The sequence below is a fragment of the Duganella fentianensis genome (assembly GCF_964031615.1).
GTDB classification, from domain to species: domain Bacteria; phylum Pseudomonadota; class Gammaproteobacteria; order Burkholderiales; family Burkholderiaceae_D; genus Rugamonas; species Rugamonas fentianensis_A.
The window spans coordinates 21,548-44,895 of record NZ_CAXIQN010000019.1; the positions used below are offsets into that span (position 1 = coordinate 21,548).

Annotated in this window: 28 protein-coding genes; 18 read left to right on the forward strand and 10 right to left on the reverse strand. The window is 62.6% G+C overall.

From position 1 onward, the window contains the following. The first annotated feature begins 3 nt into the window (after window positions 1–3). The 7 genes from ABNT42_RS12730 (at window position 4) to ABNT42_RS12760 (ending at window position 4,883) form a co-directional block, all read left to right on the forward strand. Complete coding sequence (locus tag ABNT42_RS12730; RefSeq protein ID WP_161034481.1) at window positions 4–306, forward strand: urease subunit gamma; 303 nt, start codon at window positions 4–6, stop codon at window positions 304–306. Between the two features lie 87 nt (window positions 307–393). Beyond that, on the forward strand, window positions 394–720 hold the full coding sequence (locus tag ABNT42_RS12735) for an urease subunit beta (RefSeq protein WP_155433827.1): 327 nt from the start codon (window positions 394–396) through the stop codon (window positions 718–720). Between the two features lie 11 nt (window positions 721–731). Continuing rightward, entirely contained in the window at window positions 732–2,432 is a 1,701-nt protein-coding gene (ureC, locus tag ABNT42_RS12740) for an urease subunit alpha (RefSeq protein WP_348697475.1), read from the forward strand. Between the two features lie 15 nt (window positions 2,433–2,447). Further along, complete coding sequence (gene ureE, locus ABNT42_RS12745; RefSeq protein ID WP_348697477.1) at window positions 2,448–2,978, forward strand: urease accessory protein UreE; 531 nt, start codon at window positions 2,448–2,450, stop codon at window positions 2,976–2,978. Then, complete coding sequence (locus tag ABNT42_RS12750; RefSeq protein ID WP_348697479.1) at window positions 2,978–3,658, forward strand: urease accessory UreF family protein; 681 nt, start codon at window positions 2,978–2,980, stop codon at window positions 3,656–3,658. The genes ureE and ABNT42_RS12750 overlap by 1 nt, the downstream gene beginning before the upstream one ends. Window positions 3,659–3,671: 13 nt before the next feature. Then, on the forward strand, window positions 3,672–4,301 hold the full coding sequence (ureG, locus tag ABNT42_RS12755) for an urease accessory protein UreG (protein WP_348697480.1): 630 nt from the start codon (window positions 3,672–3,674) through the stop codon (window positions 4,299–4,301). 24 nt (window positions 4,302–4,325) lie between these two features. Beyond that, the gene (locus tag ABNT42_RS12760) at window positions 4,326–4,883 is read left to right on the forward strand and encodes a HupE/UreJ family protein (protein ID WP_348697482.1); all 558 of its coding nucleotides are present in this window, start codon (window positions 4,326–4,328) and stop codon (window positions 4,881–4,883) included. A 13-nt stretch (window positions 4,884–4,896) separates the two neighbouring features. On the opposite strand, the gene ABNT42_RS12765 is transcribed toward ABNT42_RS12760, so the two are convergent. Then, window positions 4,897–5,535 carry a 1-acyl-sn-glycerol-3-phosphate acyltransferase gene (locus tag ABNT42_RS12765; protein WP_348697484.1) on the reverse strand — a complete coding sequence of 213 codons (639 nt, stop codon included), beginning with the start codon at window positions 5,533–5,535 and terminating at the stop codon, window positions 4,897–4,899. A gap of 171 nt (window positions 5,536–5,706) precedes the next feature. Between ABNT42_RS12765 and ABNT42_RS12770 the strand changes: the two genes are divergently transcribed. From ABNT42_RS12770 to ABNT42_RS12800, 7 genes are all read left to right on the forward strand, one after another. Continuing rightward, window positions 5,707–7,098 carry a sigma-54 dependent transcriptional regulator gene (locus ABNT42_RS12770; RefSeq protein WP_348697486.1) on the forward strand — a complete coding sequence of 464 codons (1,392 nt, stop codon included), beginning with the start codon at window positions 5,707–5,709 and terminating at the stop codon, window positions 7,096–7,098. A gap of 282 nt (window positions 7,099–7,380) precedes the next feature. Next, on the forward strand, window positions 7,381–9,096 hold the full coding sequence (locus ABNT42_RS12775; RefSeq protein WP_348697488.1) for a hypothetical protein: 1,716 nt from the start codon (window positions 7,381–7,383) through the stop codon (window positions 9,094–9,096). 78 nt (window positions 9,097–9,174) lie between these two features. After that, the gene (locus ABNT42_RS12780) at window positions 9,175–9,588 is read left to right on the forward strand and encodes a hypothetical protein (protein WP_348697490.1); all 414 of its coding nucleotides are present in this window, start codon (window positions 9,175–9,177) and stop codon (window positions 9,586–9,588) included. Beyond that, entirely contained in the window at window positions 9,585–10,277 is a 693-nt protein-coding gene (locus ABNT42_RS12785; RefSeq protein ID WP_348697492.1) for a C39 family peptidase, read from the forward strand. The genes ABNT42_RS12780 and ABNT42_RS12785 overlap by 4 nt, the downstream gene beginning before the upstream one ends. A 10-nt stretch (window positions 10,278–10,287) precedes the next feature. Beyond that, window positions 10,288–10,776 carry a hypothetical protein gene (locus tag ABNT42_RS12790; protein ID WP_348697494.1) on the forward strand — a complete coding sequence of 163 codons (489 nt, stop codon included), beginning with the start codon at window positions 10,288–10,290 and terminating at the stop codon, window positions 10,774–10,776. A 123-nt stretch (window positions 10,777–10,899) separates the two neighbouring features. After that, window positions 10,900–11,847: an acetate kinase gene (locus ABNT42_RS12795; RefSeq protein ID WP_348697496.1), complete on the forward strand. Its 948-nt coding sequence runs from the start codon at window positions 10,900–10,902 to the stop codon at window positions 11,845–11,847. Window positions 11,848–11,918: 71 nt separating this feature from the next. Next, complete coding sequence (locus ABNT42_RS12800; protein WP_348697498.1) at window positions 11,919–12,875, forward strand: MBL fold metallo-hydrolase; 957 nt, start codon at window positions 11,919–11,921, stop codon at window positions 12,873–12,875. A gap of 55 nt (window positions 12,876–12,930) precedes the next feature. Here the strand turns inward: ABNT42_RS12800 and ABNT42_RS12805 are convergent, their stop codons facing one another. Together ABNT42_RS12805 and ABNT42_RS12810 are read right to left on the reverse strand one after the other, a co-directional pair. After that, window positions 12,931–13,986, reverse strand: coding sequence for an alkene reductase (locus ABNT42_RS12805; protein WP_348697500.1), 1,056 nt, complete (start codon window positions 13,984–13,986; stop codon window positions 12,931–12,933). A gap of 9 nt (window positions 13,987–13,995) precedes the next feature. Next, window positions 13,996–14,286, reverse strand: coding sequence for a helix-turn-helix transcriptional regulator (locus ABNT42_RS12810; protein ID WP_155433839.1), 291 nt, complete (start codon window positions 14,284–14,286; stop codon window positions 13,996–13,998). A 157-nt stretch (window positions 14,287–14,443) separates the two neighbouring features. Between ABNT42_RS12810 and ABNT42_RS12815 the strand changes: the two genes are divergently transcribed. Beyond that, window positions 14,444–15,508 (forward strand): hypothetical protein, encoded by a 1,065-nt coding sequence (locus tag ABNT42_RS12815; protein WP_348697502.1) that lies wholly within the window; start codon window positions 14,444–14,446, stop codon window positions 15,506–15,508. On the opposite strand, the gene ABNT42_RS12820 is transcribed toward ABNT42_RS12815, so the two are convergent. Further along, window positions 15,479–15,838: a DUF1304 domain-containing protein gene (locus ABNT42_RS12820; protein ID WP_348697503.1), complete on the reverse strand. Its 360-nt coding sequence runs from the start codon at window positions 15,836–15,838 to the stop codon at window positions 15,479–15,481. The genes ABNT42_RS12815 and ABNT42_RS12820 overlap by 30 nt on opposite strands. A gap of 113 nt (window positions 15,839–15,951) precedes the next feature. Between ABNT42_RS12820 and ABNT42_RS12825 the strand changes: the two genes are divergently transcribed. Beyond that, on the forward strand, window positions 15,952–16,269 hold the full coding sequence (locus ABNT42_RS12825) for an SMR family transporter (protein WP_155433842.1): 318 nt from the start codon (window positions 15,952–15,954) through the stop codon (window positions 16,267–16,269). Between the two features lie 23 nt (window positions 16,270–16,292). Here the strand turns inward: ABNT42_RS12825 and ABNT42_RS12830 are convergent, their stop codons facing one another. Further along, complete coding sequence (locus tag ABNT42_RS12830; protein ID WP_348697506.1) at window positions 16,293–17,252, reverse strand: succinylglutamate desuccinylase/aspartoacylase family protein; 960 nt, start codon at window positions 17,250–17,252, stop codon at window positions 16,293–16,295. 92 nt (window positions 17,253–17,344) lie between these two features. On the opposite strand from ABNT42_RS12830, the gene ABNT42_RS12835 reads away from it, so the two are divergent. Beyond that, window positions 17,345–18,517 carry an acyltransferase gene (locus ABNT42_RS12835; RefSeq protein WP_348697508.1) on the forward strand — a complete coding sequence of 391 codons (1,173 nt, stop codon included), beginning with the start codon at window positions 17,345–17,347 and terminating at the stop codon, window positions 18,515–18,517. Here the strand turns inward: ABNT42_RS12835 and ABNT42_RS12840 are convergent. The 3 genes from ABNT42_RS12840 to ABNT42_RS12850 are packed head-to-tail and all read right to left on the reverse strand — an operon-like array spanning window position 18,514 to window position 20,511. Then, window positions 18,514–18,978, reverse strand: a complete 465-nt coding sequence (locus ABNT42_RS12840; protein WP_348697510.1) for a hypothetical protein — start codon at window positions 18,976–18,978, stop codon at window positions 18,514–18,516. The two genes, ABNT42_RS12835 and ABNT42_RS12840, sit on opposite strands and share 4 nt — an antisense overlap. Window positions 18,979–19,023: 45 nt before the next feature. Beyond that, window positions 19,024–19,893 carry a pirin family protein gene (locus ABNT42_RS12845; protein ID WP_348697512.1) on the reverse strand — a complete coding sequence of 290 codons (870 nt, stop codon included), beginning with the start codon at window positions 19,891–19,893 and terminating at the stop codon, window positions 19,024–19,026. Window positions 19,894–19,911: 18 nt separating this feature from the next. Beyond that, window positions 19,912–20,511: an NAD(P)H-dependent oxidoreductase gene (locus tag ABNT42_RS12850; RefSeq protein ID WP_348697514.1), complete on the reverse strand. Its 600-nt coding sequence runs from the start codon at window positions 20,509–20,511 to the stop codon at window positions 19,912–19,914. 119 nt (window positions 20,512–20,630) lie between these two features. Between ABNT42_RS12850 and ABNT42_RS12855 the strand changes: the two genes are divergently transcribed. After that, window positions 20,631–21,542 carry a LysR family transcriptional regulator gene (locus tag ABNT42_RS12855; RefSeq protein ID WP_348697516.1) on the forward strand — a complete coding sequence of 304 codons (912 nt, stop codon included), beginning with the start codon at window positions 20,631–20,633 and terminating at the stop codon, window positions 21,540–21,542. Here ABNT42_RS12855 and asd read toward each other — a convergent pair. Together asd and ABNT42_RS12865 are read right to left on the reverse strand one after the other, a co-directional pair. Beyond that, window positions 21,539–22,384 carry an archaetidylserine decarboxylase gene (gene asd / locus ABNT42_RS12860; protein ID WP_348697518.1) on the reverse strand — a complete coding sequence of 282 codons (846 nt, stop codon included), beginning with the start codon at window positions 22,382–22,384 and terminating at the stop codon, window positions 21,539–21,541. The two genes, ABNT42_RS12855 and asd, sit on opposite strands and share 4 nt — an antisense overlap. 77 nt (window positions 22,385–22,461) lie before the next feature. After that, window positions 22,462–23,322, reverse strand: coding sequence for an MHFG family PEP-CTERM protein (locus ABNT42_RS12865; RefSeq protein ID WP_348697519.1), 861 nt, complete (start codon window positions 23,320–23,322; stop codon window positions 22,462–22,464). Window positions 23,323–23,348: the final 26 nt, after the last annotated feature.

Genomic DNA, 23,348 nt, shown 5'->3' on the forward strand with positions numbered 1-23,348 from the left:
GATATGGATCTGACCCCGAGAGAAAAAGACAAACTACTGATTTTCACCGCCGGCATCGTGGCGGAGCGGCGCCTTGCGCGCGGCCTGAAACTCAATTATCCGGAAGCCGTGGCATTGATCACCTGCGCCATCATGGAAGGCGCGCGCGATGGCAAGAGCGTGGCACAGCTGATGTCCGATGGCACCCGCGTGCTGACGCGCGCAGATGTGATGGAAGGCGTGCCGGAGATGATCCCCGACATACAGGTGGAAGCCACTTTCCCCGATGGCAGCAAGCTGGTCACGGTGCACCAGCCCATACCTTAAATAGCAACCGTAATACAGAGTTTGAATGAAACAGCAGAAAACCAGCATTACCCCTAACCGCATCCAGTGTCTGACAAGGAGCGCACGATGATACCCGGTGAATACCTGCTCGAAGAGGGCGAAATCGGACTCAATCAGGGCCGTGCCACGGCGACCGTGGTGGTCAGCAATCAGGGCGACCGGCCGGTACAGGTGGGTTCGCACTTCCACTTCTTTGAAGTCAATACGGAGCTCAAGTTCGAGCGCTGGAAGGCTTACGGCATGCGTCTCAATATCGCGGCCGGTACGGCGGTGCGCTTCGAGCCGGGCCAGCAGCGCACGGTGGAACTGGTGAAGCTGGGCGGCGAGCAGAAGGTCTACGGCTTTAACGGCAAAGTGATGGGCAAGCTGGCCGACCAGCCGCCCCGCAAGTAACAAGGACAGACATGGTAACGATGACGCGGCGCGCGTATGCGGAGATGTTCGGCCCTAGCAAAGGGGATCGCATCCGTCTGGCCGATACCGAACTGTTTATCGAAATCGAACATGACTACGCCACCTATGGCGAAGAAGTGAAGTTCGGTGGCGGTAAAGTGATCCGCGACGGCATGGGCCAGTCGCAGCGGCTGGCGGCCGAGGTGATGGATACGGTGCTGACGAATGCCGTCATCATCGACCACTGGGGCATCGTCAAAGCCGATATCGGCCTGAAGAACGGCCTGATTGCAGGCATAGGCAAGGCCGGCAATCCCGATATCCAGCCGGATGTGACGCTGGCAATCGGCGCGGCGACAGAAATCATCGCGGCCGAAGGCATGATCGTCACGGCTGGCGGGGTCGATACCCACATCCATTTCATCTGTCCGCAGCAGATCGAAGAAGCGCTGATGAGCGGCGTGACCACCATGATAGGCGGCGGCACGGGGCCCTCGGCCGGCACTTCCGCCACCACCTGCACGCCGGGGCCGTGGCATCTGCACGCCATGTTGTCGGCGGCCGATGCCTTCCCCATGAATCTGGGCTTTCTCGGCAAAGGCAATGTGAGCCTGCCGCAGCCGCTGGAAGAACAGGTGCTGGCCGGTGCCATCGGCCTCAAGCTGCACGAGGACTGGGGCAGCACGCCGGCCGCCATCGATAACTGCCTGAGCGTGGCCGATCAGCTCGATGTGCAGGTGGCCATCCATAGCGATACGCTCAACGAGGGCGGTTATCTGGCCGATACGCTGGCCGCTTTCAAGGACCGCACCATCCATACCTTCCATACCGAGGGGGCTGGTGGCGGCCATGCGCCGGACATCATCGCTGCCGTGGGCGAAGGCAATGTGCTGCCCTCGTCGACTAATCCTACCCGTCCGTACACGGTGAACACGCTGGATGAGCATCTGGATATGCTGATGGTATGCCACCATCTGGATGCGGCGATAGCCGAAGACGTGGCGTTTGCCGAATCGCGCATACGGCGCGAAACCATTGCAGCGGAAGATATTCTGCACGATATCGGCGCGATATCCATGATGTCGTCCGATTCGCAGGCCATGGGACGGGTGGGCGAAGTGATCATGCGTACGTGGCAGACGGCGCACAAGATGAAAGTGCAGCGCGGCGCACTGGCGCCGGATACTGCACGCAACGATAACTTCCGCGTCAAGCGCTACATCGCCAAATACACCATCAACCCTGCCATCACGCATGGTATTGCCCATGCGGTCGGTTCGCTGGAAGCGGGCAAGATCGCCGATCTGGTACTGTGGAAGCCGGCCTTCTTCGGTGTCAAGCCATCGATGATACTCAAGGGCGGCATGATTGCAGCGGCGCAGATGGGCGATCCGAACGCGTCCATCCCCACGCCGCAGCCGGTGCATTACCGCATGATGTTCGGTGCCTTTGGTGGCGGCCTGAAAAAGTCTTTCACCTTTGTGTCGCAGGCGGCCTACGACGCGGGCATAGGCCAGCAGCTGCAGCTGAACAAAACCCTGATCGTGGCGCGCAATATGCGCACGCTGCGCAAGTCCGACATGATCCATAACGGCGCCACGCCGCATATGCAGGTCGACCCCGAAACCTATGAAGTGCGCGCCGATGGCGAACTGCTGGTGTGCCAGCCGGCCAGCGTGCTGCCCATGGCGCAGCGCTATTTCCTCTTCTGAGCGTGTGAACCGACTATGCTGACTTTACATACCAAACTGAATGCTGCCGGACAGACTGGCCCCCGCCAGATTGCCGGCCAGCTGATACTGCCCTACGAACTGCGCGAGAAGTGCCGTCTGCGCGCTGCCCTCGATGATGGCGAGGACGTGGCCGTGTTCACCGTGCGCGGCACGGTGCTGCGCGATGGTGATCTGCTGACGGGTGAAGATGGCCGCGTGATCCGCGTGGTGGCCGCAGTCGAGCCTACCTACATGATTTCCTGCGGCGATGCACAGGCTTTGCTGCGCTGCGCCTTCCATCTGGGTAACCGTCACACGCAGGCGCAGGTGGGCGATGGCTTTCTGCGCATCCGTGCTGATGCGGTGCTGAAGGAAATGCTGCTGGGACTGGGCGCTACGGTGACGGAAGAACTGGCACCGTTCGAGCCGGAGTCCGGCGCCTATGGCGGTGGTCACGGCCATCACCACGAGGCGGGACAGCACAGCCATTTGCTGGCACCCGTGCCGCTGCGTCAGAAGATTCACCGTCCCGGCGATACGCGCTGATGCAGGCCGCCGCACTGCTGCACTTGCTGCAGTTTGCCAGTCCGGCCCTGCCGATCGGTGCCTACAGCTATTCGCAAGGGCTGGAAGCGGCGCTGGAGCGGGGGCTGGTGCACGATGCGGCCACGGCACGCGACTGGATAGTGCGGCATCTGCACGAGGTGGTGGCGTGCTGGGAGGCGCCCGTGTGCTGGCGCCTGATGCAGGCCTACACGCGGCGCGACTGGGTCGATGTGGCGCTATGGAGCGAACGCTTTATCGCTTCGCGCGATACGGCCGAATTCCGTGCCGAGACCATCCAGATGGGGTTTTCCCTGACCCGGCTGGTGGCGGAACTGGGCTTTGTCGATGCTGAGATGCTGGCCCAGTTGCAGCAGCAGAGCGAAGTGGCACTGCCCACGGCCTATGCCTGCGCCGTGGCGGCGCTGGGCATACCGCACGAAGCGGCCCTGCTGGCCATGCTATTTGCGTGGGCCGAGAATCAGGTGCTGGTGTGCGTCAAGTCGGTGCCGCTGGGGCAGGTGGCGGGCCAGCGTCTGCTGCTGTCGCTGCGCAGCGAACTGGAAGCGGCAGCGCGCCATGCGCAGAGCGTGCCGGATGAAGCGATGAGCAACTGGGCGCCGGGGCTATCGCTGCTGTCGGCCCAGCATGAAGTGCAGTACAGCCGTTTATACCGTTCTTAACGAGAGAGTTTTTATGAGTATTCCTAGCAATCCCCTACGCGTCGGCATCGGTGGGCCGGTTGGTTCCGGCAAGACGGCGCTGTGCGAAATGCTGTGCAAGGGTATGCGCGAGCGTTACGACATGGCCGTGATTACCAACGATATCTACACCAAGGAAGATATGGAGATCCTGCTGCGCGCCGATGCGCTGCCGGCGGAACGGCTGATGGGGGTGGAGACGGGGGGCTGCCCGCACACGGCTATCCGCGAAGACGCGTCCATCAATCTGGAAGCCATCGCCCGCATGCAGGCAGATTTCCCCGCGCTCGATCTGATTCTGGTGGAATCGGGCGGTGACAATCTGGCCGCTACCTTTAGTCCCGAACTGTCGGACCTGACCATCTATGTGATCGATGTGGCCGGTGGTGAAAAGATTCCGCGCAAGGGCGGCCCCGGCATCACCCGTTCCGATCTGCTGATCATCAACAAGACTGACCTGGCGCCCCATGTGGGGGCTGATCTGGACATCATGGCGCGCGATGCCAGGCAGCAGCGCGGCGCACGTCCTTTCCTGTTCACCAATCTGCGCAGCGGCGAAGGCGTGCAGGCGGTGATCGACTTTATCCGCGTACAGGGGCTGATGGAAGCCCGTGACGCTGCCTGAATCTGAATTCCGAGGAGTCGCACTATGAATCTATTACGTCTGATCGCTCTGGCTGCACTGGCCATTGCCAGCACTTATGCGCAAGCCCATGTTCAGGGCGGCGTCTGGCACACCCATGGCCTGCGCGCGGGCCTGCTGCATCCGCTGACGGGGCTGGACCATTTGCTGGCCATGCTGGCCGTGGGCATCTGGAGTGTGCGCCAGAGCGCTACGCTGCGCCTGCCGCTGGGCTTTCTCGCGGTGATGCTGCTAGGCGTACTTACGGGCGTGGCGGGGCTGTCGATACCGGCGCTGGAAACGGGGATAGCGCTGACCGTGGCGCTGCTGGGCGTGCTGCTTGCCGCAGCTTTACGTCTGCCGCCAGCGCTGGCTGCGGGCATGCTGGCGACGTTTGCCATCCTGCACGGGAATGCACACGGCCATGAACTGCCGCAAGTAGCCAGCACGCTGGGCCTGATGCTATCGAGTGCGGGGTTGATTGTCGGTGGCCGCGTGCTGGGCCGGAAACTGCCATTGGTGGCAGTGAAATGGGCCGGCGCTGCGATTGCAGCCACCGGCACCATGTTGCTGGCGCTGGCTTAACGGGCGAGGCCTGTTAAGCCTGTTTCGATTGGCTGCCGCTGTCCTCGTCGGGACGGCGCTCCTGAAACACGATGGGGGCGGCTTTTTCCGGATACAGACCCTGACGGCCGGCGAAGCCGGCGCGGATCTGGGCCAGATCGGCTTCCATATCACCGGTCAGTTCGACATGCTCGATCAGGCCCAGCGACTTGGTGGCATAGTCGATGTAGACCAGTACCAGCGGCACCTTGGCTTCCAGTGCGAGGTGGTAGAAGCCGCTTTTCCAGTAAGAGCGGTAGCTGCGCGTGCCTTCCGGTGTAATGCCCACCCAGTACCAGTCGGCGGCATTCATGCGTGCTGCTTGCGTCTTGATGGTGCCACTGGGTGTGCCCCGTTCCACCGGTTCGCCGCCCATAGAGCGGAACCAGTTGCCCAGCGGGGTCTTGAACAGCGAGTCCTTGGCCAGCCAGCGGAAGGGCAGGTCCAGCGCCCACTTGCCGAACAGTCCCACCATGAAATCCCAGTTGGACGTATGGGGATAGATCACGCAGATGCCACGCGGGCCGGGCAGAGGACGGAACAGCAATTTCCAGCCGAATAGCTGGAGGACGCGCAAGGCCGTACGCTGGCCCCACTTGGGCAGGTCGGCCGGTTTCACTTGAAAATTACTCATTTGTTTGATCCCGTCGTTGTTTTAATATTTATTCACTATTGACAGGTCGGCACATCCCTAGTCAAAAAAACTGCGCAGGCATTCTATATTGATGCTCATAACGCGGCAAGCAACTTGTTCTGGATTAAATGACAAGAACGAACTATTGTCATTTATGCCAATCGAACAGGCATGACTCCCCACTCAGCCATATTAAGTGTGACGCTAGGCATGGCCCGGCCAGATCCGGCGCTGGCAGCGGCGCTGCAGGGCTATGTGGTGCATCAGGTGGATAGTCTGAAAGAGGCTGAACGCTTGCAGGTGCTGCAGGCCGTGCGGGTAGGGCTGCTGTGGCTGGGGAGCGGGCTGCTTGAACCGCAGGCGCAGCTGGAAGCCTTGCTGCAGCGCTGCTGGCAGATGCGCTGGATAGCCGTGCTGCCTGCCAGTCTGCTGGCCCAGCCTTACTGGCGCAGCTTGCTGCACGCCCACTGTGACGACTTTCATACCTTGCCGCTTGATCTGCTCAGGCTGAAGCAGACCCTAGGCCATGCGCTGGGCATGGCAGCACTGGCGCCGCCTGCTGCGCCAGATCACGCTGCGCTACTGCCGCAGATGGTGGGCCGCAGCCCTGCGCTGTGCCGCCTGCGCAGCCAGTTGCCGCGCGTGGCCAGAGTGCTGGCACCGCTGCTGATCACGGGTGAAAGCGGCACCGGCAAGGAAATGGTGGCGCAGGCCGTGCATGGTCTGTCGGCACGACGCAATGCGCCGTTTATTGCCATCAATTGCGCGGCCATGCCGGCCAGCCTGATCCATGCCGAGCTGTTCGGCCATGAGCGCGGTGCTTACACCGGCGCCAGCCGCGAGCGCCGTGGCCTGATCGAAGCGGCACAGGGCGGCACTTTGCTGCTGGACGAGATCGGCGATCTGCCGCTGGATCTGCAAGCCAGTCTGCTGCGGTTCTTGCAGGAAAAGACCATCATCCGGCTGGGGGCGACCGTAAGCAGGCAGGTGGATGTGCGCGTACTGGCGGCTACCCACGTTGATCTGGTGCAGGCTGTGGCGCGCGGCAGCTTCCGGCAGGATCTGTATTACCGTCTGAATGTGCTGGCGCTGGAAGTGCCGCCTCTGCGCGAACGGCGCGAAGACCTGCTGCCGCTGGCCGAGCATTTTTTCGCAAGTTTTGCCAGCGAGCGCGGTAGCCAGTTGCGCGGCTTTAGCAAGGCGGCGCAGCAGGCCATTGCCGCGCATGACTGGCCCGGCAATGTACGCGAACTACTCAACCGGGTCCGGCGTGCGCTGATTATGGCAACGGGGCGGCTGATCATGCCGGCTGATCTGGGGCTGGCGCAGGTGCCGTCACAGGCACAGGCTTGTATTAGCCACGCCGCGCTGGCGCTCGACGATGCACGGGTACTGGCCGAACGCGCTGCCATCGCCGCCAGCCTGCTGGAAGCGGGCAGCAATGTGGCGCAGGCAGCACGCCGGCTCGGAGTGTCGCGCATGACGCTGTATCGTCTGCTGGCCAAGCATGGCATAGCCGTCCGGTCGCATCAGCGTGACATGGCCCGTGTGGCCAGCGACTAATCTTTCCTTATTGTTTCCCTTCAAGCTAGCAGCATGGCTGGCGCGCAGCGCCGGCGAATTATGCTCGGCACGGCTGTCACAACGATGTGACAGGTGCTCGCATGTGCGTTGTCGCACTTTTCTATAAGCAGCTTCAGCGCTGCTGAAATCTCTCTGCAACTCAAGGACTTAGGCGGCGACGAAGGCAGATGGCACCGAGTTTGCCTAGAGGCGTATATCGGGAGCAGGCAGGCCCGGTACACCTCTGTACTTTTCCCCTAACTTGTCGAAGCAGGAGTTTTTATGAAAAAAACCAACTTAGCCACTGCGCTGGCACTGGCACTGGCCGTGGCATATAGCGGCGCCAGTATGGCGCAAACCACCACGCCGCCTACCAATACCCAGTCTGGCGCAGGTGCCCACGCCAACGATGCATCGTCAGTGGTGCAGGATAGCAGCAACAATAACAACAACAGTAGTGGTGGTGCGACTGCCAGTCAGGTGGGTGCAGCCGCCGCCAACAACGGTGCCACGGCAACTTCGGCCGTGAGCGGTTCATACAACAATTCCGCGGCCAATGCCAACAGCACGCTGAGCGGCACCGTTTCGGGCAATACTGTGCACGATATCGGCAATACCGCAGGCAACAGTGCCGGTAGTGTAGGCGGCACTGGCTATGGCGGCGTAGCCGGCAATGCCAGCGGCGGTGCAGCCAGCGGCAGCGGCGGCTATGGCGGCGACAGCTATGGCGGCGCCGGCGCAGCAGGCGGAAACGGCGGTAATGCCAACAACGGCAGTGCCAGCAATGGCGTAGCCACGGCAGCTGGTGGTGTCGGTGGTGCGGGCGGTGCCGGCGGTTATGCGGCTGCGGCCAGCAGCGGCGCCGGCGGTGCCGGTGGCATGGGTGGTGCCGGTGGTGCAGGTGGACGCGGTGCCGCAGCGCTGGGCGGCAATGGTGGTGATGGCGGCGCAGGCGGCATGGCCACTGGCGGTGCCGGTGGCGCCAATGGCGCGGCAGCCGGTGGTGCCGGCGGCATGACGGGTGCAGCAACGGGCAGCAATGGCGGAGCCGGTGGCAACACGGGCAATGCCGGCAGTGCGGCCGGTGGTGCGGGCGGTATGGCCGGCATGGGCGGCGCTGGCGCAGCAGGTGGCGGCGCCGGTAGTGGCTCGGGCAGCGCTGCCAGCAGCGGCATGGGTGGTGGTGCCGGCAGTGGCGCCGGTAGTGCGTCGAATATGAATGGTGTGCCGGAAGGCGGTACGGGCGCTACGCCGCCTAGCCAGACGGCCAGTGCAGGCAGCGGCAATGCGGCTGGCGGCAATGGTGCGGCCGGTAACGCGACCAGCAGTACGGGCGCGGCTACGGGTGGTGGCGGCGGTAGTGGCGCGGCCGGTGGTGCGGGCGGTGCTGGTGCTGCTGCCACGGCGGGGAATAACACGGCAGGCAATGGTGCGGCCGGTGGCGCAGCTAGCAGTGGCGCCGGCGGTGCGGGTGCCGCGGCTAGCCAGACGGGCGGCGCCGGCGCAACTGCCAGCACGGGTAATAGTGGTGCCGGCGGTACGGGCGGTGCAGCCAGTAGCACAGGTGCGGCCGGTGGCGCTGGTGCGGCCGGAGGCAATGGCGCTGCCAGCGGTAGCGCCAGCAATACCGGCGGCAACGGCGCAGCTGGTGGTGCAGCAGCCGGTGGCACGGCTAGCAACGGCAATCCCACTAACGGCAGTTCCAGCGGCGGTGCGGCCGGTGCCGGTGGCGCAGGCGGTGGCGGCAATCTGGCCGGCGCTGGCGGTAGTGGCGGCGGCAATACGGCCGGAGCTGCCACGGGCGGCGCGGCAAGCGGCGGCACCGGTGGCGCAGGCGGCAATGTCTCGGTAAATGCCGGCACCTTCAATATGTCGAATGCCATGAGCAATGTGGGCCAGTCGGCAGCCGGGGTGATGGTAGTGGCGCAGAACAGCGGGATTGCTTCGCTGGTGCAGCAGAGCGTGAACGTGCAGGCCAATCTGGCCGTCGGCAAGTAACTGTCGGAAAGTAAGTGGCGGGCCGTGCATAGGAGGGCGCGGCCCGTTCCGTAACAGCGCACTGCGAAGGGAGTTACGATGCAAAAATTTTTTGGTATGACAGCGGGCTTGCTGTGGCTGATGCTGGGCGCCGGGGCGGCAGCGCAGGCACAGACCGAGGCAGCACCGCCTGTGTTAGCACCGGTTGTGGCACCTGTCCAGCCGCCTAGCCAGACAGCAGAGCGGGGCGCACGGACGGCGGCGTGTTCCGGCTGGCAGCCGCTGGCACTGGCTGTACTGGCCGAAAAGCGTGCGGGCAGCGATACCGTCAGCAATAACATGGACGTGGCTGGCTCGGTGAGTGGCAACTCAGCCATTAATGTGGTGACGGGCGCCAATGCCATTTCTGCGGCATCGTTCGCCAATGCGGCCGGCCTGCCGGTGGCCATCCAGAATTCGGGGGCGAATGTGCTGATCCAGAATGCCACCATTATCAACGTGCAGATGCGATGAAGACGCCTTTGCCGATAAGACTGGCTTGGCAGTTCGTGCTGCTATGCGCGGTCACACTGACTGGCAATGCGGCGGAGCTGGCGCTGCCGTCCGGTGCTAGCGTTGCTGTACCCGTTACAAATATGAAGGCGGCACGCTTTCTCACCACGCTGCACCAGCAGGCGGATTACAGCTGCGGTTCGGCGGCACTGGCAACTTTACTGAGCTTCCATTATGGCCGTGCCGTCACGGAGCGGCAGGTGTTCGATGCCATGTTTGCACAGGGCGATCAGGCGCGCATACGCCAGCAAGGGCTCTCGCTGCTGGACATGCAGCGTCTGCTGACCACTCAGGGCTTTATTGCCGATGGCTTCCAGCAGCCGCTGGAGAAGCTGGCGCAAGCGGGTCTGCCTGCCATCGTGCGTATCGTCGAGCAGGGCTATGCCCATTTTGTGGTCATCAAGGGGATACGGGGCGAGCGCATCCTGCTGGGCGATCCGGCCAGTGGCACCCGTGCCATGAGCCGCGTAGCGTTCGAGCGGATCTGGCAGGATGGGTTGCTGTTCGTGATCCACGAATGGCCCGGCCAGCCGCGTTTCAATCTGGCCAGCGATTGGCAGGTCGTTCCGCAGGTGCGTCTGGCCGGCGCGCTGGCCGATGTGGTACCGGCCATGTCCGTATTGCCGAAAACAGGCAGCGGTAATTTCTGAAGGAGTGGCGATGCATAGGATGCGAAGGTGGTTCCCCTATGGCTGGCTAGCGCTGGCCTGGCCGCTGTGCTGGCCGCTATCGGCAGCATCGTTGCCGGACGACTGGCGCCCCGTCAGTACGGCGCAACTGGATCAGGCAAGGGGCGGCTTCGAGCTGGCGAACGGGCTGCAAGTGAGCTTAGGTGTAGAACGTTTGGTTTCGATCAATGGCGGTGTTGTAGCCAGTAGTCGGTTTGGCTACGCAGATGTGACAAAGTTGAGCGCTGCGGAGATTAGTGAAGCCAGCATGGCGCTGGCCGGCATACGGGTACAGGACGGTGGCGCGATCCGGCTGCCGGACAACCCCGGTGCCTTGCTGATCCAGAACAGCCTGAATGATCAGGCTATCCGCAGCCAGACCACCATCAGCACCACTGTCAGCAATCTGGCCATGCTCAAAAGTCTTAATTTTGAAGGAGTGCTGAGAGCAGCTCTGAGCGCGGCAGTGGGACCCAAGTGAACACCAGCGCGGAGGGCAGGCATGCCGAAGTTACCGAGGTTAGCGAACTTACATCAGTGGCTAGTAGCACTAACATGCACGGCGGGCGCTCTGGCGCAGGCCGAGGAGGCCACGCTACCGGCCGTGGCCCCATTGTTCGAGCAGCCGGGCGTGCTGACGCCGCGCGGCCAGATCATCATCGAACCATCGGCCCAGTTTGGCTATTCGTCCAGCAATCGGGTGGTGCTGGTGGGTTACACCATCATTCCCGCCTTGCTGATCGGGCTGGTGGATGTGCGGGAAGTGAAACGCAATACGGTGACCGGCGCGCTGACCTTGCGCTATGGTCTGGGGCGGCGTGCCGAACTGGAACTGAAGCTGCCATATGTCTATCGCTCCGATTCCACGGTCAGCCGCGAGCTGTTCACGGGCACAGGGGTGGACAAGGTGTTCGAGACTAGCGGTAAAGGCGTGGGCGATGCCGAACTGGCGGCGCGCTACCAGCTCAATCAGGGTGGCAATGACAGCCCGTATTATGTGGCGGGGCTGCGTTTCAAATCCCGCACAGGTACGGACCCGTTCAGTGTGGTGACGGACTGTACGCGCCGCTGCGTGGGGTCCGATGCAACGGGCACGGGGCTACCGCTGGACTTGCCCACGGGCTCGGGTTTCTATGCCGTCCAGCCCAGCCTGACGTGGCTGTATGCCAGTGATCCCGCCATACTGTTCGGCGGCATCAGCTATCTGTACAACTTCAAGCGCCACAATGTGAACCGGCGCGTGCTGGCCGGTGAAATGGAGCCGCTAGGCACGCTGGCGCCCGGTGGCGTGTTCGGCTTCAATTTCGGGCTGGGGCTGGCACTGAACGACAAGGCCCTGATCAGTTTCGGCTACGACCATAGTTCTATCGCCCGTACGCGCCAGAATGGCATAGCCGTGCCCGGTTCCGTGCGCACCCAGCTGGGCACATTGCTGATGGGCCTGTCCTACCGGCTGGATGCCAAGCGCTCTATCAATGTGGCGATAGGCGCGGGTCTGACCCGTGATACGCCCGATGTCCAGCTGTCGGTGCGCATGCCTATGACGTTTTAGCAGCAGGCCAACACAGCAATGAAAATTCCGGTATCGTAGCGTTTCTTCTGTTCACAATAATAAGGAGCGCTATGATTCCGTTTAAATTTAGCCGTTCTGCTGCTGCGCTGGCTGCCATGGCAGCCTTGACCTCGCTGGCGCAGGCCGCCGCGCCCATGGCCAAATTTCAGGCGCCCGGCTTCTATCGCACCACGCTCGGTGATTTCGAAGTGACGGTGCTGAATGACGGCACGGTCGATTTGCCGGTCAACAAGCTGCTCAAACAGCCGGCGGAAAAGACTGATGCTGCACTGGCTAAAGTGTTCCAGCGCAGCCCGCTGGAAACTTCCGTCAATGGCTTCCTGATCAATACGGGTAGCAAGCTGGTGCTGATTGATGCGGGTGCCGCCAGTCTGTTCGGCCCTACGCTGGGCCGTCTGCTGACCAATCTGAAGGCTTCTGGCTACCAGCCGGAGCAGGTGGACGAGATCTACATCAGCCACATGCATAGCGACCATGTGGGCGGCCTGTCTGCCAACGAGCAGCGCGTGTTCCCGAATGCGATCGTGCGCGCCGGTAAGCTCGATGCGGACTATTATCTGAATCAGGCCAATCTGGACAAGGCCGGTCCCGAAGCCAAGGATAACTTCCTCGGGCCTATGGTGTCGGTTAATCCTTATGTGAAGGCGGGCAAGTTCCAGCCCATCGTGGCGAATACGGAACTGGTGCCGGGCGTGCGCTCCTACTTCAATGGCGGCCACACGCCGGGCCACATCACCTATGTGGTGGAAAGCAAAGGTCAGAAACTGGTGCTGCTGGGCGATTTGCTGCACGTCGAGGCGGTGCAGTTTGCCCATCCCGCGGTCGGCATACAGTTCGACACCGACAGCAAGATCGCCATTGCCGAGCGTAAGGAAGCATTTGCGGCGGCGGCCAAGGGTGGCTATCTGATCGGTGCGCCGCACCTGCCATTCCCTGCGCTGGGCCATGTGCGCACGGCCGGCAAGGCTTACGAGTTCATTCCCGTGAACTACAGCCAGCCGCGCTGACCAGCGCGCGAGCGCCAACGGAAAAAGGGCTCAGTTTGGACTGAGCCCTTTTGCTTTAGGCGAGTGCCGGATAATCCGTATAGCCTTCCGCCGTGGCACCGTAGAAGGTGGCCGGCTGCCATGGGTTGAGCGCGGCATCCTGCTGCAGACGCTGCACCAGATCCGGATTGGAAATGTAGTCCTTACCGAAAGCCACGGCATCGGCTTTGCCCGCGTCGAGTAGCGCCTGAGCGCCGGCCTTGTCGAGCTTTTCGTTGGCGATGTAGACGCCACCGAAAGCCTGTTTCAGCTGCGGGCCAAGACTATCTTCGCCCACGGCTTCGCGTGCGCAGATGAAAGCGATCTTGCGCTGGCCCAGTTGCTGTGCCACGTAGCCGAAGGTGGCGGCGGGATTGCTGTCGCCCATGTCGTGCGCGTCGCGGCGCGGTGCCAGATGCATGCCGACGCGGCTGGCGCCCCATACTTCGATGCAGGCATCGGTCACTTCCAGCATCAGACGGGCACGGTTTTCGATAGCACCACCGTAGTTGTCGGTACGCTGGTTGGTTTTGTCCTGCAGGAACTGGTCGAGCAGATAGCCATTGGCGCCGTGGATTTCCACGCCGTCGAAGCCAGCTTTTTTGGCATTCTCTGCGCCCAGCTTGTAGGCAGCGACGATGCCGGCCAGTTCCGCGGTTTCCAGTGCGCGTGGCACAGGGTAGGGGCGTTCCGGACGCAGCAGGCTGACGTGGCCCTGCGCTGCGATCGCACTAGGCGCGACCGGTGCGGCGCCGTCGAAGAAACTAGGATCGGAGATGCGGCCCACGTGCCACAGCTGGGCGAAAATGCGGCCACCGGCCGCGTGCACGGCGGCAGTAACCAGCTTCCAGCCTTCTACCTGTTGGTCCGACCACAGGCCCGGCGTGTTTTCATAGCCTACGCCCTGCGGCGTAACGGCAGTGGCTTCGCTCAGGATCAGGCCGGCGCTGGCGCGCTGGGCGTAGTACTCGGCCATCAGGGCGTTAGGTACGCGGCCGCCGCCGATAGCGCGAGCGCGCGTCAGGGGCGCCATGACGATACGGTTTTTCAGCGTCAGATCGCCGATGGTGATGGGGTCGAACAGAGTGGCCATGTAAAGTTCCTATAGTGTCATTTGAGCGATGAAGGCCGCGATGGTCTCTTCATTGCGTTTAAAGTAATTCCACTGACCCACCTTCTGGTTGGTAATCAGGCCCGCCTTAAGCAGGATGGCCAGATGCGCCGATACGGTGGACTGCGATAAACCGGTCTGCTGGTCGATCAGACCGGCACATACGCCCAGACTCAGTGGATGCTGCTGTGCTGCGAAATACACCTCGGGCTCCTTCAGCCACGCCAGTATCTGGCGCCGCATCGGGTTGGCGAGGGCTTTATGGATAGCGTCTATGTCCATCTTGTTACCTCGGGCTATGCTGAATTCTATATGCATCGCATTTTTCCGATTTCAATATCGGAATTCTACGATATGTGAAAAATTTCTGCTCAGTGCGCTGTCGTATGCGCGGAAATGGTTTATTTTATGGCTATCTTGATCAAAAAATAATTTCATCATGAGCCACCATTATCTCGATGTCGCACTGGGGCTGTCGGCTACTTATCTGGCGCTGAGCCTGCTGTGCAGTGCCAGTCGCGAGGCGATTGCGTCGCTGTTCCAGAGCCGCGCCAAAATGCTGTTCGACGCCGTGCTGACCATGCTGTATGAACCGGCTGGCCTGCCGCTGTTGCGTGGCATCCTACCATCTCTGCAACGTCTGTTGCGGCGCGAGGGCGGTTTCGATCTGCGCGGGCTGGGCAGCGATTCGCTGACCGCTGCGGTGATGCGCCATCCGCTGGTGACGGGGCAGGCACAGGCTGGACGCATGCCGTCGTATATCCCGTCCGGTATTTTTGCCCGCGCCGCCATGGACACGCTGCAGCAGCGCTACGGGCACCAGAGCAGCGCGCGCGCCTTGCTGGTCCAGTTGAAGAATCCTGCCCTGCAGCGTACCTTGCTAGCTTTGCTGGGCGAGGCGGATGATCTGGCAGCGCTGGAACGGGTGCTGGCTAGCTGGTACGACACGGTGATGGCGCGTACCACCGGCTGGTATAAGCGGCGTTCGCAGAGCGTGCTGTTCGGCGTGGCGCTGGGGTTTGCGGTCGCCCTGAATATCGACACCATAGCCCTGAGCCAGCGCCTGTGGAGCGATGAAATAATCGCGCAGCAGAGCGCCGAGATGGCGGCGCAACTGTCGGCCCAATTATCTGCCCAATTATCGGCCCAACACACGGCCCAACTATCTGCCCAGATGGCTGCGCAAATGGGGCAGCCGAATCCGCCGGTCGAACCGGCACCGGCCTCGCCGGCCATGCTCGCTGCCGCGGGTAGCCAGTTAGCTGGCCTGCCGATAGGCTGGCCGTCGGCGCGGCTGCAGCATCTGGCCGAGCAGAGTAGCAGCACGGCCGCGGCTGCCGTACTGCTCACGTTACTGGGCTGGCTGCTGACGGCGTTTGCCGCGTCGCTCGGTGCGCCGTTCTGGTTCGACGGGGTAGGCTGGCTGCTGGCTTTGCGTGGTACGGGTGCCCGTCCGGCCAGCAGCACGCCCCGCTTAGGCGAGGGAGCGCAGGGCCAGCGCTAGCACGGCTGGCACGGTCTGGATGAAGAGGATGGAGCGCTTGACGGTGACGGCGCCCCAAATACCGGCAACGGCCACGCAGCACAGGCCAAATACGGTGAACGCGGCGCCGGTGGCCGCATCGGGATGCAGCCAGCCCACGCATAGTGCCGCCACCAGAAAGCCGTTGTAGCAGCCTTGATTCGACATGGCAGGGCGCATCAGTTCGGCCTTTTCCTGCGACAGCCCGAACACGCGCCGGCCCCGCGTGGGGAATAGCACTGTTTCCAGCAGGACGATATAGACGTGGATCAGGGCGACCAGCGCCGTGACGATGTGGGCCAGCAGTTGCATGTTGTCTCCGTTAGCAATATTGAAGATTGATTATGTCTGCTAGCGGCCTGATGGGGAAGCTTCAGCGTTGTTTTTGCGGCAGTGCTATAGTGCGCGCAACAATGGAGAAGTTTATGACGTGGATAGCACTGATACTGGCTGGCCTGCTCGAAGTGGTGTGGGCGGTCGGTCTGAAATATACCGAAGGCTTTACCCGCCCGCTGGCTACGGCTGGCACGCTGGCCGCCATGGCCGGCAGCGTGGGCTTGCTGGGTCTGGCCCTGCGCGGGCTACCGCTAGGGACGGCCTATGCCATCTGGACCGGCATCGGCACTGTCGGCACGGTGATCTTCGGCATCGTGGCACTGAATGAACCGGCCAGCGCCTTGCGGCTGGGCTGCATCGCCATGATTATCGGCGGTATCGTCGGCCTCAAGCTGACCACAGCCTGAACCTAAGCGCCCCCATCGCCGGTTCAGAAATCCGGGTTACTGCGGCACAGGTAATACCATTCGCAATTGGCGCCTGCAGCGGCATCGGGGAACAGGATGCGGCCATCGAAGGCCGCCAGTTCTGCCGAGCCATCGGCCCGCACGCCGATCTGTTCACCGGCCCGCACGGGATCGAAGCTGGCCCATGGCCGGCTGAAAACATCGTCGGCATGCTGTTTGTCCACTACCGCCGCCATGCTCAGCGCTTCCATCGCTTCGCTGGCGATCGCTGCGGGCGCCGCCGCGTCGATCAGACCGAGGAAGGCCAGGGTGTTCAGAATGGCGCGGTAGCCCACCTCGGGCGCCTGAGGATCGTCGTGCTGGCCGCATTCGAGGGTGAGGGCATAGCCGCCCGTGCTGCGCATGTATTCCGTGGTGCCCATACCATAGCGCAGCACGGTCTGCAGTTCGCTCTGCTGGCGCAGGCGGCGCTGCACACCGGCGCCGTAGGTACGCAGCCAGCCATCGACGAAGCGGCGCACGCCAAGGCGGCGCGCCAGCGCACGCTCCTGCTGCTCGTGGCGGAACGGTTCCAGCGGGCCGTCGTTGTTGCGCGGGCCGACCATCACGAACGGTTCGCTGTGGGCGTTGAAGGAGTGCAGATCGAGCAGCACATCATGGCGCGCCAGCAGCGGACATAGCCAGTTGGCGATGCGGTCTTCGAAATCCTGCGGCGCCTCCTGCGGGAACAGGTTGCGGTTCAGATTGCGTTCACCGGCCCGTTCGCCTCTGGCATAGGCCAGCGGATTGGTCACTGGTACCAGCGTCAAACTGCCACGCCGGATCAGCAGGCTGCCATCTTCCAGCATGGCCTGTACGCGCCGGATCGCCTTGGTGCCGCAGGTTTCGTTGCCATGCACGGCGCCCGTGACGATCAGGCGTGGCCCCGGCAACTGGCCGCTGTACTGGTGGGAGATGAATTGCAGATGGTCGCTGGAGTTCATGCAGACTAGCCTCGGTTCAGGAATACCGGCTTTATACCATGCTGCTGCGACCCTAGCTATGCGGCGTTGCCGTGCTTTGCTATGATCCGCGCATGAATTTGACCACTAAAATAGGCACGAGCGTAAGCACTAGCGCGCGCAATGCCGGACTCGATACCCTGCGAGCACTGGCGATTGCTCTGGTGTTTGCCAATCACTACATGCTGTTTGTCAGCGGTGCGCCTACGCTGGGCTGGTTTGGCGAAATCGGCTGGAGTGGCGTCGATCTGTTCTTTGCGCTTAGCGGCTACCTGATTGGCAACCAGATACTGGGTGCGATCCGGCGCAGCCAGCAGGGCGGCAGCCGGTTTTCCCTCAGCCGCTTCTATGCGCGCCGGCTATTGCGTACCCTGCCCAATTTCTATGTGGTGCTGGCGCTGTTTGCCTGCTGGCCTTACTTCCGCATGGATCTGGTGCTGCCACCCCTGTGGCAGTTCCTGACCTTCACTCAGAATATCGGTCTGCAGCCGGGCACCGCGTTCTCCCACGCGTGGTCGCTGTGCGTGGAGGAGCAGTTCTATTTCCTGCTGCCGGCACTGGCCCTGCTGATTGCGGCCTGCCGCAAGCCGTTGCTGCTGGCATGGCTGGCCGTGGCCGCCGCGCTGATCGCCGGGATGCTGATCCGCAGCCATCTGTGGATCAACTACGTGGCCGCCGAGCCGGAAGGCAGCCGGGTGTTCTATACGCTGATCTATTATTCTTCGCTGTGCCGCTTCGATGAACTGGTGGTGGGCGTGGCACTGGCGCTGCTGAAAAACTACCATGGCGCCGTGTGGGCGCGCCTGACGGCGCATGGCAACTGGCTGCTGCTGGCAGGGTGCGCGGCACTGGCGCTGGTGTGGTCGCACTTCCTCGCCGATCACTACGGCTATGCCATGACGGTGTTTGGCTACCCTTTGCTGGCTGTGAGTTTTGCCCTGTTGCTGCTGGCGGCCCTGAGTCCCGGTGCGCTGCTGCAGAAGCTGCGCATCCCCGGTGCGGGCGCCATCGCGCTGTGGTCGTATGCCATCTATCTGGTGCATAAGACGCTGTGCATGCTGCTGCGTGCACCGTTGCAGGCGCAGGGCTGGGAAGCCGATCACTGGGCTACCGTGCTGCTGATGGCTGCGGCCAGTGTGCTGGGCGGCTTCCTGCTGTACCAACTGGTGGAACGGCCCTTCATGGCGTTGCGTGACCGCTATGTGCCTAGCCACGAAGTGCTGCGTGTGGCTCCGGCCGCAGCCTAGTTGATATCGATGACGTCGAAGGGCGCTCGCATATCGCTCAGAAAAGCCATCAGATTCAGTGCACGCTCCGTCATGTCGGCATGGCGGGTGGCCGCCACGGCGGCACGCAGGCCCGGCAACACTTCCATGATGTGCGGGCTGTCGTAGGCAGTGACCAGTAGTGCTGCCAGTTCGCTGGCGCGGCCACGGTTGTTGCGCATGCGTTCTTCCAGTACCGACAGCAGGGTGCGCTGCATGCGCGGCGTGGGATTGGTGATATAACCGAATACCAGCGGGGTATTGCTGATGGCGTCGCACAGGCGCTGTTCGATCTGCTCCGGCTTGACGTCGGAAGCGATATCGAAATACGCGCCCTGCCAGCGCGTGCGCTCGTACAGATGGCCGGCAGGGAAGGAGTCGGCCGTTTCAAAGCCGAGCAAATGACTGAGCCGGCGCAGCCAGCGGAGTAGGGTAGGCATCATGGCGGCATTGTAGCCTGAGATGCCTGACCCTGCTGCCGGCGCGCTTTACTGCGGCGCCTGTTCGCCCAGACGGCCGGCGCGGAAGTCTTCCACGGCCGTATGCAGTTCGGCCTGTGTATTCATCACGAACGGGCCGTATTGGGCAATCGGTTCGTTCAGCGGTGCGCCGGCCACCAGTATCAGACGGGTGGCGGCGTCAGCGTGCACGCGCAGACCATCGGCTTGCGGGCTATTTGCCAGTATCGCCATGCGTCCCGTGGCCACTTCCTTGTCACCCACCTGCGCCGCACCCTGATAGGTGAAGATGAAAGCGTTGTGGCCGGGCGGGATGGCCTGCTCGAAGCTGGCGCCCGCCGGCAGATGGATGTCCAGATACAGCGGCTCGGTCACGGGGCGCTGTACGGCGCCAGCCACGCCATGGCTGCTACCGGCGATCACTTTCACCGCTACGCCGTCAGGGGTGGTGTAGGCAGGCACCTGATCGCCATTGAAGTCGCGGTACCATGGCTGGCACATCTTGTCCTTGGCGGCCAGATTGAGCCACAGCTGGAAGCCCGACATCAGGCCTTCTTCCTGTTCCGGCATTTCCGAGTGGATCACGCCACGGCCTGCCGTCATCCACTGCACGCCGCCATTGGTCAGCAGACCTTCGTTACCGGCGCTGTCCTTGTGGCGCATGCGGCCTTCCAGCATATACGTTACCGTCTCGAAGCCACGGTGCGGGTGGCTGGGGAAGCCGGCAATGTAATCGTTGGCCTGATCGCTGCCGAAGTTATCCAGCATCAGGAAAGGATCGAGCCGGCGCTGCAGCGTCTGGGTCAGGATGCGGTTGATCTTGACGCCCGCGCCATCCATGACGGCCTGGCCGGTGATGATACGTTCGACACTGCGTGCCTGTGTGACTGCTTGCGTCATGTTTTGCTCCCTGTCGGTTTAAACCAGAATGGCGTTAATTTCGGCTTCGGCCTGTGCCTGGGCTTTGGCCACTGCTTCCGGACCCATGCCCATGCCTTCGGCGAAGACGTACTGTACATCGCTCAGGCCCACAAAGTTAAGGAACATCTTGATGTGTGCCAGCTGGGTGTCGGTCGGCGCATCGCGATGCAGGCCGCCACGCGACAGCGCGACATAGACTTTTTTACCGGTCAGCAGGCCTACCGGGCCCGTCGCCGTGTATTTGAAAGTGACACCGGCGCGGGCGATGGCATCGAACCAGCTTTTCAGCTGGGTGGTGATGCCGAAGTTGTAGGTCGGTGCGCCGATCACGATCACGTCGGCCGCTTGGGCCTGTGCGATCAGCGCATCATCGAGGGCGACGCGGGCGGCTTGCTCGGCGCTGCGCTGGTCGGCTGGCGTGAACAGGGCGCCCAGCGCCGCTTCGTCCAGCACAGGGTGGGGATCGCTGGCCAGATCGCGGCGCTGCACTTGCGCTTGCGGGTTGGCGGCGCGGATTTTGGCGACCAGAGCGTCAGCCAGACGGGTGGATTCGGAACCGCTGCTGCGGGCGCTGGAATTAATTTGCAGGATGTTCATAAAGCCTCCGGTGTTGGGGTGTTGTCGAGTTCTGTGCTGCGATGGAGGTACTTTATCAGTTCCATATTCATGCCAGAAGTCGTTAAAATGGATAACATTAGTCCATACATGGAACAATTATGGAAATCGATCCAGCCGACCTCTTGCTGTTTGCCCGCATCGTCGAATGTGGCAGTTTCAGTCTGGCAGCCCAGCGCGTGCAATTGCCCAAATCCACCGTGTCGCGCCGCATTTCACTACTGGAAGGCCAGCTGGGCGAACGCTTGCTGCTGCGTACCACGCGCAAGCTAACGCTGACGGAATTTGGCGCCAGCCTGCTCGAACATGCGCGCCGCGTGGCGGAAGAAACTGCGCAAGCGGGCGCGCTGGCGCAGCACCGGCAGGGCCAGCCCAGTGGTCTGTTGCGAGTGTCGATGCCGGCTGATTTCGCCAGCCAGACCATGGGGTTGCTGATGGCGCGTCTGCTGCGTGACTATCCGGCTATTTCGCTGGAACTGGATCTGTCGCCACGGCGGGTCGATTTGCTGGCGGAGAATTTCGATCTGGCTATCCGCATGGGCAATCTGCCCGATGATGCTTCGCTGGCCGCAAGGGCGATTACCCGCAGCTCGATCGCGCTGTATGCGGCGCCCGAATATGCCAGTTTGCGTGGCCTGCCCGAGCATCCTGATGAACTGTTCCGGCATGATCTACTGAGTCTGCCGCCACGCACGGGCGGTATGGTGCACTGGACGCTGGAGCGTGGCAAAACCCGCTGGGAGCGCGATCTGCCCGTGCGCTTGCAGGCCAATTCACCGGAACTGCTGGTGCGCATGGCCAGCACCGGCATCGGTATTGCTACTTCGACCGAACTGATTGCGGGGGAGTTACTGAGGACGGGGAAGCTGGTACGGGTGCTGCCCGAGTGGGCGTTTCCGCCAGTGACGGCGTGGGCGGTGTTCCCCGGGCGCCGGCTGATGCCGGCCAAGACCCGGGTATTTCTCGACCTGCTGCAAAGTGTCTTCGAAGCGCAGGCCGGAACCACAGTCTAGCGGCAGTTGGCCATGGTTTCGCCCAGACGCACGGCGGCGGCCGGTTGCCAGGACTGATTGAATGTCAGTACATCTTTCGGGAACAGCATGACCACGGTAGAACCAAGCAGGAAGCGGCCCAGTTCATCGCCTTTTTTCAGCATGATGTTCTGGTCGTCATACTGCCACTCGCGCACATGGCTGGAGCGGGGCGGGTTGACGACGCCATGCCAGACGGTAGCCATGCTGCCGACGATGGTGGCGCCCACCAGCGTCATGACGAAGGGGCCGTGCGCCGTGTCGAACACGCAGACCACGCGTTCGTTGCGGGCGAACAGACCCGGTATGCCCCGTGCCGTGGTGGGGTTGACGGAGAACAGGTCGCCCGGCACATAGATCATGCGGGTCAGGCGGCCATCGCAAGGCATGTGGATGCGGTGGTAATCGCGCGGGCTCAGATACAGATTGGCGAAGCTGCCATTGCGGAATTGTGCGGCCAGTTCGGCATCGCCGCCCACCAGTGCGGTGGTGCTGAAGTTATGGCCTTTGGCCTGAAAAATCTGGTCGTCGTTGATGGCGCCGAACTGGCTGATGCGACCATCTACAGGGCAGATAAAATCGGCATTTGCCAACGGGCGCGCATCCGGACGCAGGGCGCGCGTGAAGAATTCGTTGAAGCTGGTGTAGTGGCTGATATCGGGATCGAGCGCTTCATCCATATTCACGTTGTAGCGGCCGACGAACCAGCGGATCAGCGCCGTGGTACGGCTGCCGCCGCGCGCATTGGCAATACGTCCGGCGAAATTGGTCAGTGCTCCTTTCGGGAGCAGATATTGCGGCAGGACGGCAAGACGGTCGGACACGATGGCAGATTCCTACAAGTGAAAGATGGCGCATTATAGCGCTACATCTGGCCGCTATTGCGCAGCCGGCCGTAGTGCTAGCGGTTTTTGTCTTTGCGGCGCAAACGCTGAAGTAGTGCGATGCCTGCCAGACCCAGTGCCAGCATGGCGCCAGTTGATGGTTCCGGCACTGGCGACGGGATGCTACCGCCACCGCCACCGCCACCGCTATCCCGTCCCGGGTTATGCCAGCCGGTGTCTGTGGCCTGCCAGCTCACCGTGGTGCGGCCGGGCAGGCGGTTGCGATCGGCATCGTCAAGCCCGGCCTGCGCCACTTCCTCTGCCGGCGCCGGTGTGTCGAGCTCGAATTGCGGCACGCCGGGCGCTGCGGTGGTATCGGCAAGCGGTCGCATGGCGCTGCGCAATGGCGCTGCCGGACTGGCGGCAGGGGGCGCGGCGCTTGCCACGCTGCGATGTGTAGGAAGCGCTGCCGCCGCAGGTGTCTGCCCTGCCGTTGCGCCGCCATAGGCTGCGTGGCCGGTAGCGGGTGCCTCCAGCCGGGTGATGCGGCTGATGTTGCCGCAAATTTTAGGTACCAATATGCAGACCTGACCGACGCAATACACCTTGGCTGGTTCCTGCCGCCGCTCGCTCCAGCCACTACGGGTAACGCTATGGCATACGGAAGCGGCGCCGAAGTGCATGTCGCGGATCTGCGCGGCATAGCGTTCACGGCCCGTAATGGCATCGCGCGTGATGATCACGTTGTCGTCTGGCTGGTTCTCCGCCATGCGCCGCTTCAGTGTGCTGGCGACGGCGGGCGGAATATCGGTATAGCGGTCTATTGCCGCCCCGATGCTGCCCCGGTAGGGATGGACCCCGGGGCGATCCCACGAGCAGGGTGGCTCGGCAGGCACTACGCTGGCACTGGCGAGCGCGAAGGCTAGAGTAATCGACATGTCAAACAGAGATGAGTGGAAAGCGC

What these genes read in the sequence shown, in the direction of transcription:
- ABNT42_RS12730 (WP_161034481.1), top strand. Translation starts at nt 4, where the DNA reads ATGGATCTGACCCCGAGAGAAAAAGACAAACTACTGATTTTCACCGCC.
- ABNT42_RS12735 (WP_155433827.1), top strand. Translation starts at nt 394, where the DNA reads ATGATACCCGGTGAATACCTGCTCGAAGAGGGCGAAATCGGACTCAAT.
- ureC (WP_348697475.1), top strand. Translation starts at nt 732, where the DNA reads ATGGTAACGATGACGCGGCGCGCGTATGCGGAGATGTTCGGCCCTAGC.
- ureE (WP_348697477.1), top strand. Translation starts at nt 2,448, where the DNA reads ATGCTGACTTTACATACCAAACTGAATGCTGCCGGACAGACTGGCCCC.
- ABNT42_RS12750 (WP_348697479.1), top strand. Translation starts at nt 2,978, where the DNA reads ATGCAGGCCGCCGCACTGCTGCACTTGCTGCAGTTTGCCAGTCCGGCC.
- ureG (WP_348697480.1), top strand. Translation starts at nt 3,672, where the DNA reads ATGAGTATTCCTAGCAATCCCCTACGCGTCGGCATCGGTGGGCCGGTT.
- ABNT42_RS12760 (WP_348697482.1), top strand. Translation starts at nt 4,326, where the DNA reads ATGAATCTATTACGTCTGATCGCTCTGGCTGCACTGGCCATTGCCAGC.
- ABNT42_RS12765 (WP_348697484.1), bottom strand. Translation starts at nt 5,535, where the DNA reads ATGAGTAATTTTCAAGTGAAACCGGCCGACCTGCCCAAGTGGGGCCAG.
- ABNT42_RS12770 (WP_348697486.1), top strand. Translation starts at nt 5,707, where the DNA reads ATGACTCCCCACTCAGCCATATTAAGTGTGACGCTAGGCATGGCCCGG.
- ABNT42_RS12775 (WP_348697488.1), top strand. Translation starts at nt 7,381, where the DNA reads ATGAAAAAAACCAACTTAGCCACTGCGCTGGCACTGGCACTGGCCGTG.
- ABNT42_RS12780 (WP_348697490.1), top strand. Translation starts at nt 9,175, where the DNA reads ATGCAAAAATTTTTTGGTATGACAGCGGGCTTGCTGTGGCTGATGCTG.
- ABNT42_RS12785 (WP_348697492.1), top strand. Translation starts at nt 9,585, where the DNA reads ATGAAGACGCCTTTGCCGATAAGACTGGCTTGGCAGTTCGTGCTGCTA.
- ABNT42_RS12790 (WP_348697494.1), top strand. Translation starts at nt 10,288, where the DNA reads ATGCATAGGATGCGAAGGTGGTTCCCCTATGGCTGGCTAGCGCTGGCC.
- ABNT42_RS12800 (WP_348697498.1), top strand. Translation starts at nt 11,919, where the DNA reads ATGATTCCGTTTAAATTTAGCCGTTCTGCTGCTGCGCTGGCTGCCATG.
- ABNT42_RS12805 (WP_348697500.1), bottom strand. Translation starts at nt 13,986, where the DNA reads ATGGCCACTCTGTTCGACCCCATCACCATCGGCGATCTGACGCTGAAA.
- ABNT42_RS12810 (WP_155433839.1), bottom strand. Translation starts at nt 14,286, where the DNA reads ATGGACATAGACGCTATCCATAAAGCCCTCGCCAACCCGATGCGGCGC.
- ABNT42_RS12815 (WP_348697502.1), top strand. Translation starts at nt 14,444, where the DNA reads ATGAGCCACCATTATCTCGATGTCGCACTGGGGCTGTCGGCTACTTAT.
- ABNT42_RS12820 (WP_348697503.1), bottom strand. Translation starts at nt 15,838, where the DNA reads ATGCAACTGCTGGCCCACATCGTCACGGCGCTGGTCGCCCTGATCCAC.
- ABNT42_RS12825 (WP_155433842.1), top strand. Translation starts at nt 15,952, where the DNA reads ATGACGTGGATAGCACTGATACTGGCTGGCCTGCTCGAAGTGGTGTGG.
- ABNT42_RS12830 (WP_348697506.1), bottom strand. Translation starts at nt 17,252, where the DNA reads ATGAACTCCAGCGACCATCTGCAATTCATCTCCCACCAGTACAGCGGC.
- ABNT42_RS12835 (WP_348697508.1), top strand. Translation starts at nt 17,345, where the DNA reads ATGAATTTGACCACTAAAATAGGCACGAGCGTAAGCACTAGCGCGCGC.
- ABNT42_RS12840 (WP_348697510.1), bottom strand. Translation starts at nt 18,978, where the DNA reads ATGATGCCTACCCTACTCCGCTGGCTGCGCCGGCTCAGTCATTTGCTC.
- ABNT42_RS12845 (WP_348697512.1), bottom strand. Translation starts at nt 19,893, where the DNA reads ATGACGCAAGCAGTCACACAGGCACGCAGTGTCGAACGTATCATCACC.
- ABNT42_RS12850 (WP_348697514.1), bottom strand. Translation starts at nt 20,511, where the DNA reads ATGAACATCCTGCAAATTAATTCCAGCGCCCGCAGCAGCGGTTCCGAA.
- ABNT42_RS12855 (WP_348697516.1), top strand. Translation starts at nt 20,631, where the DNA reads ATGGAAATCGATCCAGCCGACCTCTTGCTGTTTGCCCGCATCGTCGAA.
- ABNT42_RS12865 (WP_348697519.1), bottom strand. Translation starts at nt 23,322, where the DNA reads ATGTCGATTACTCTAGCCTTCGCGCTCGCCAGTGCCAGCGTAGTGCCT.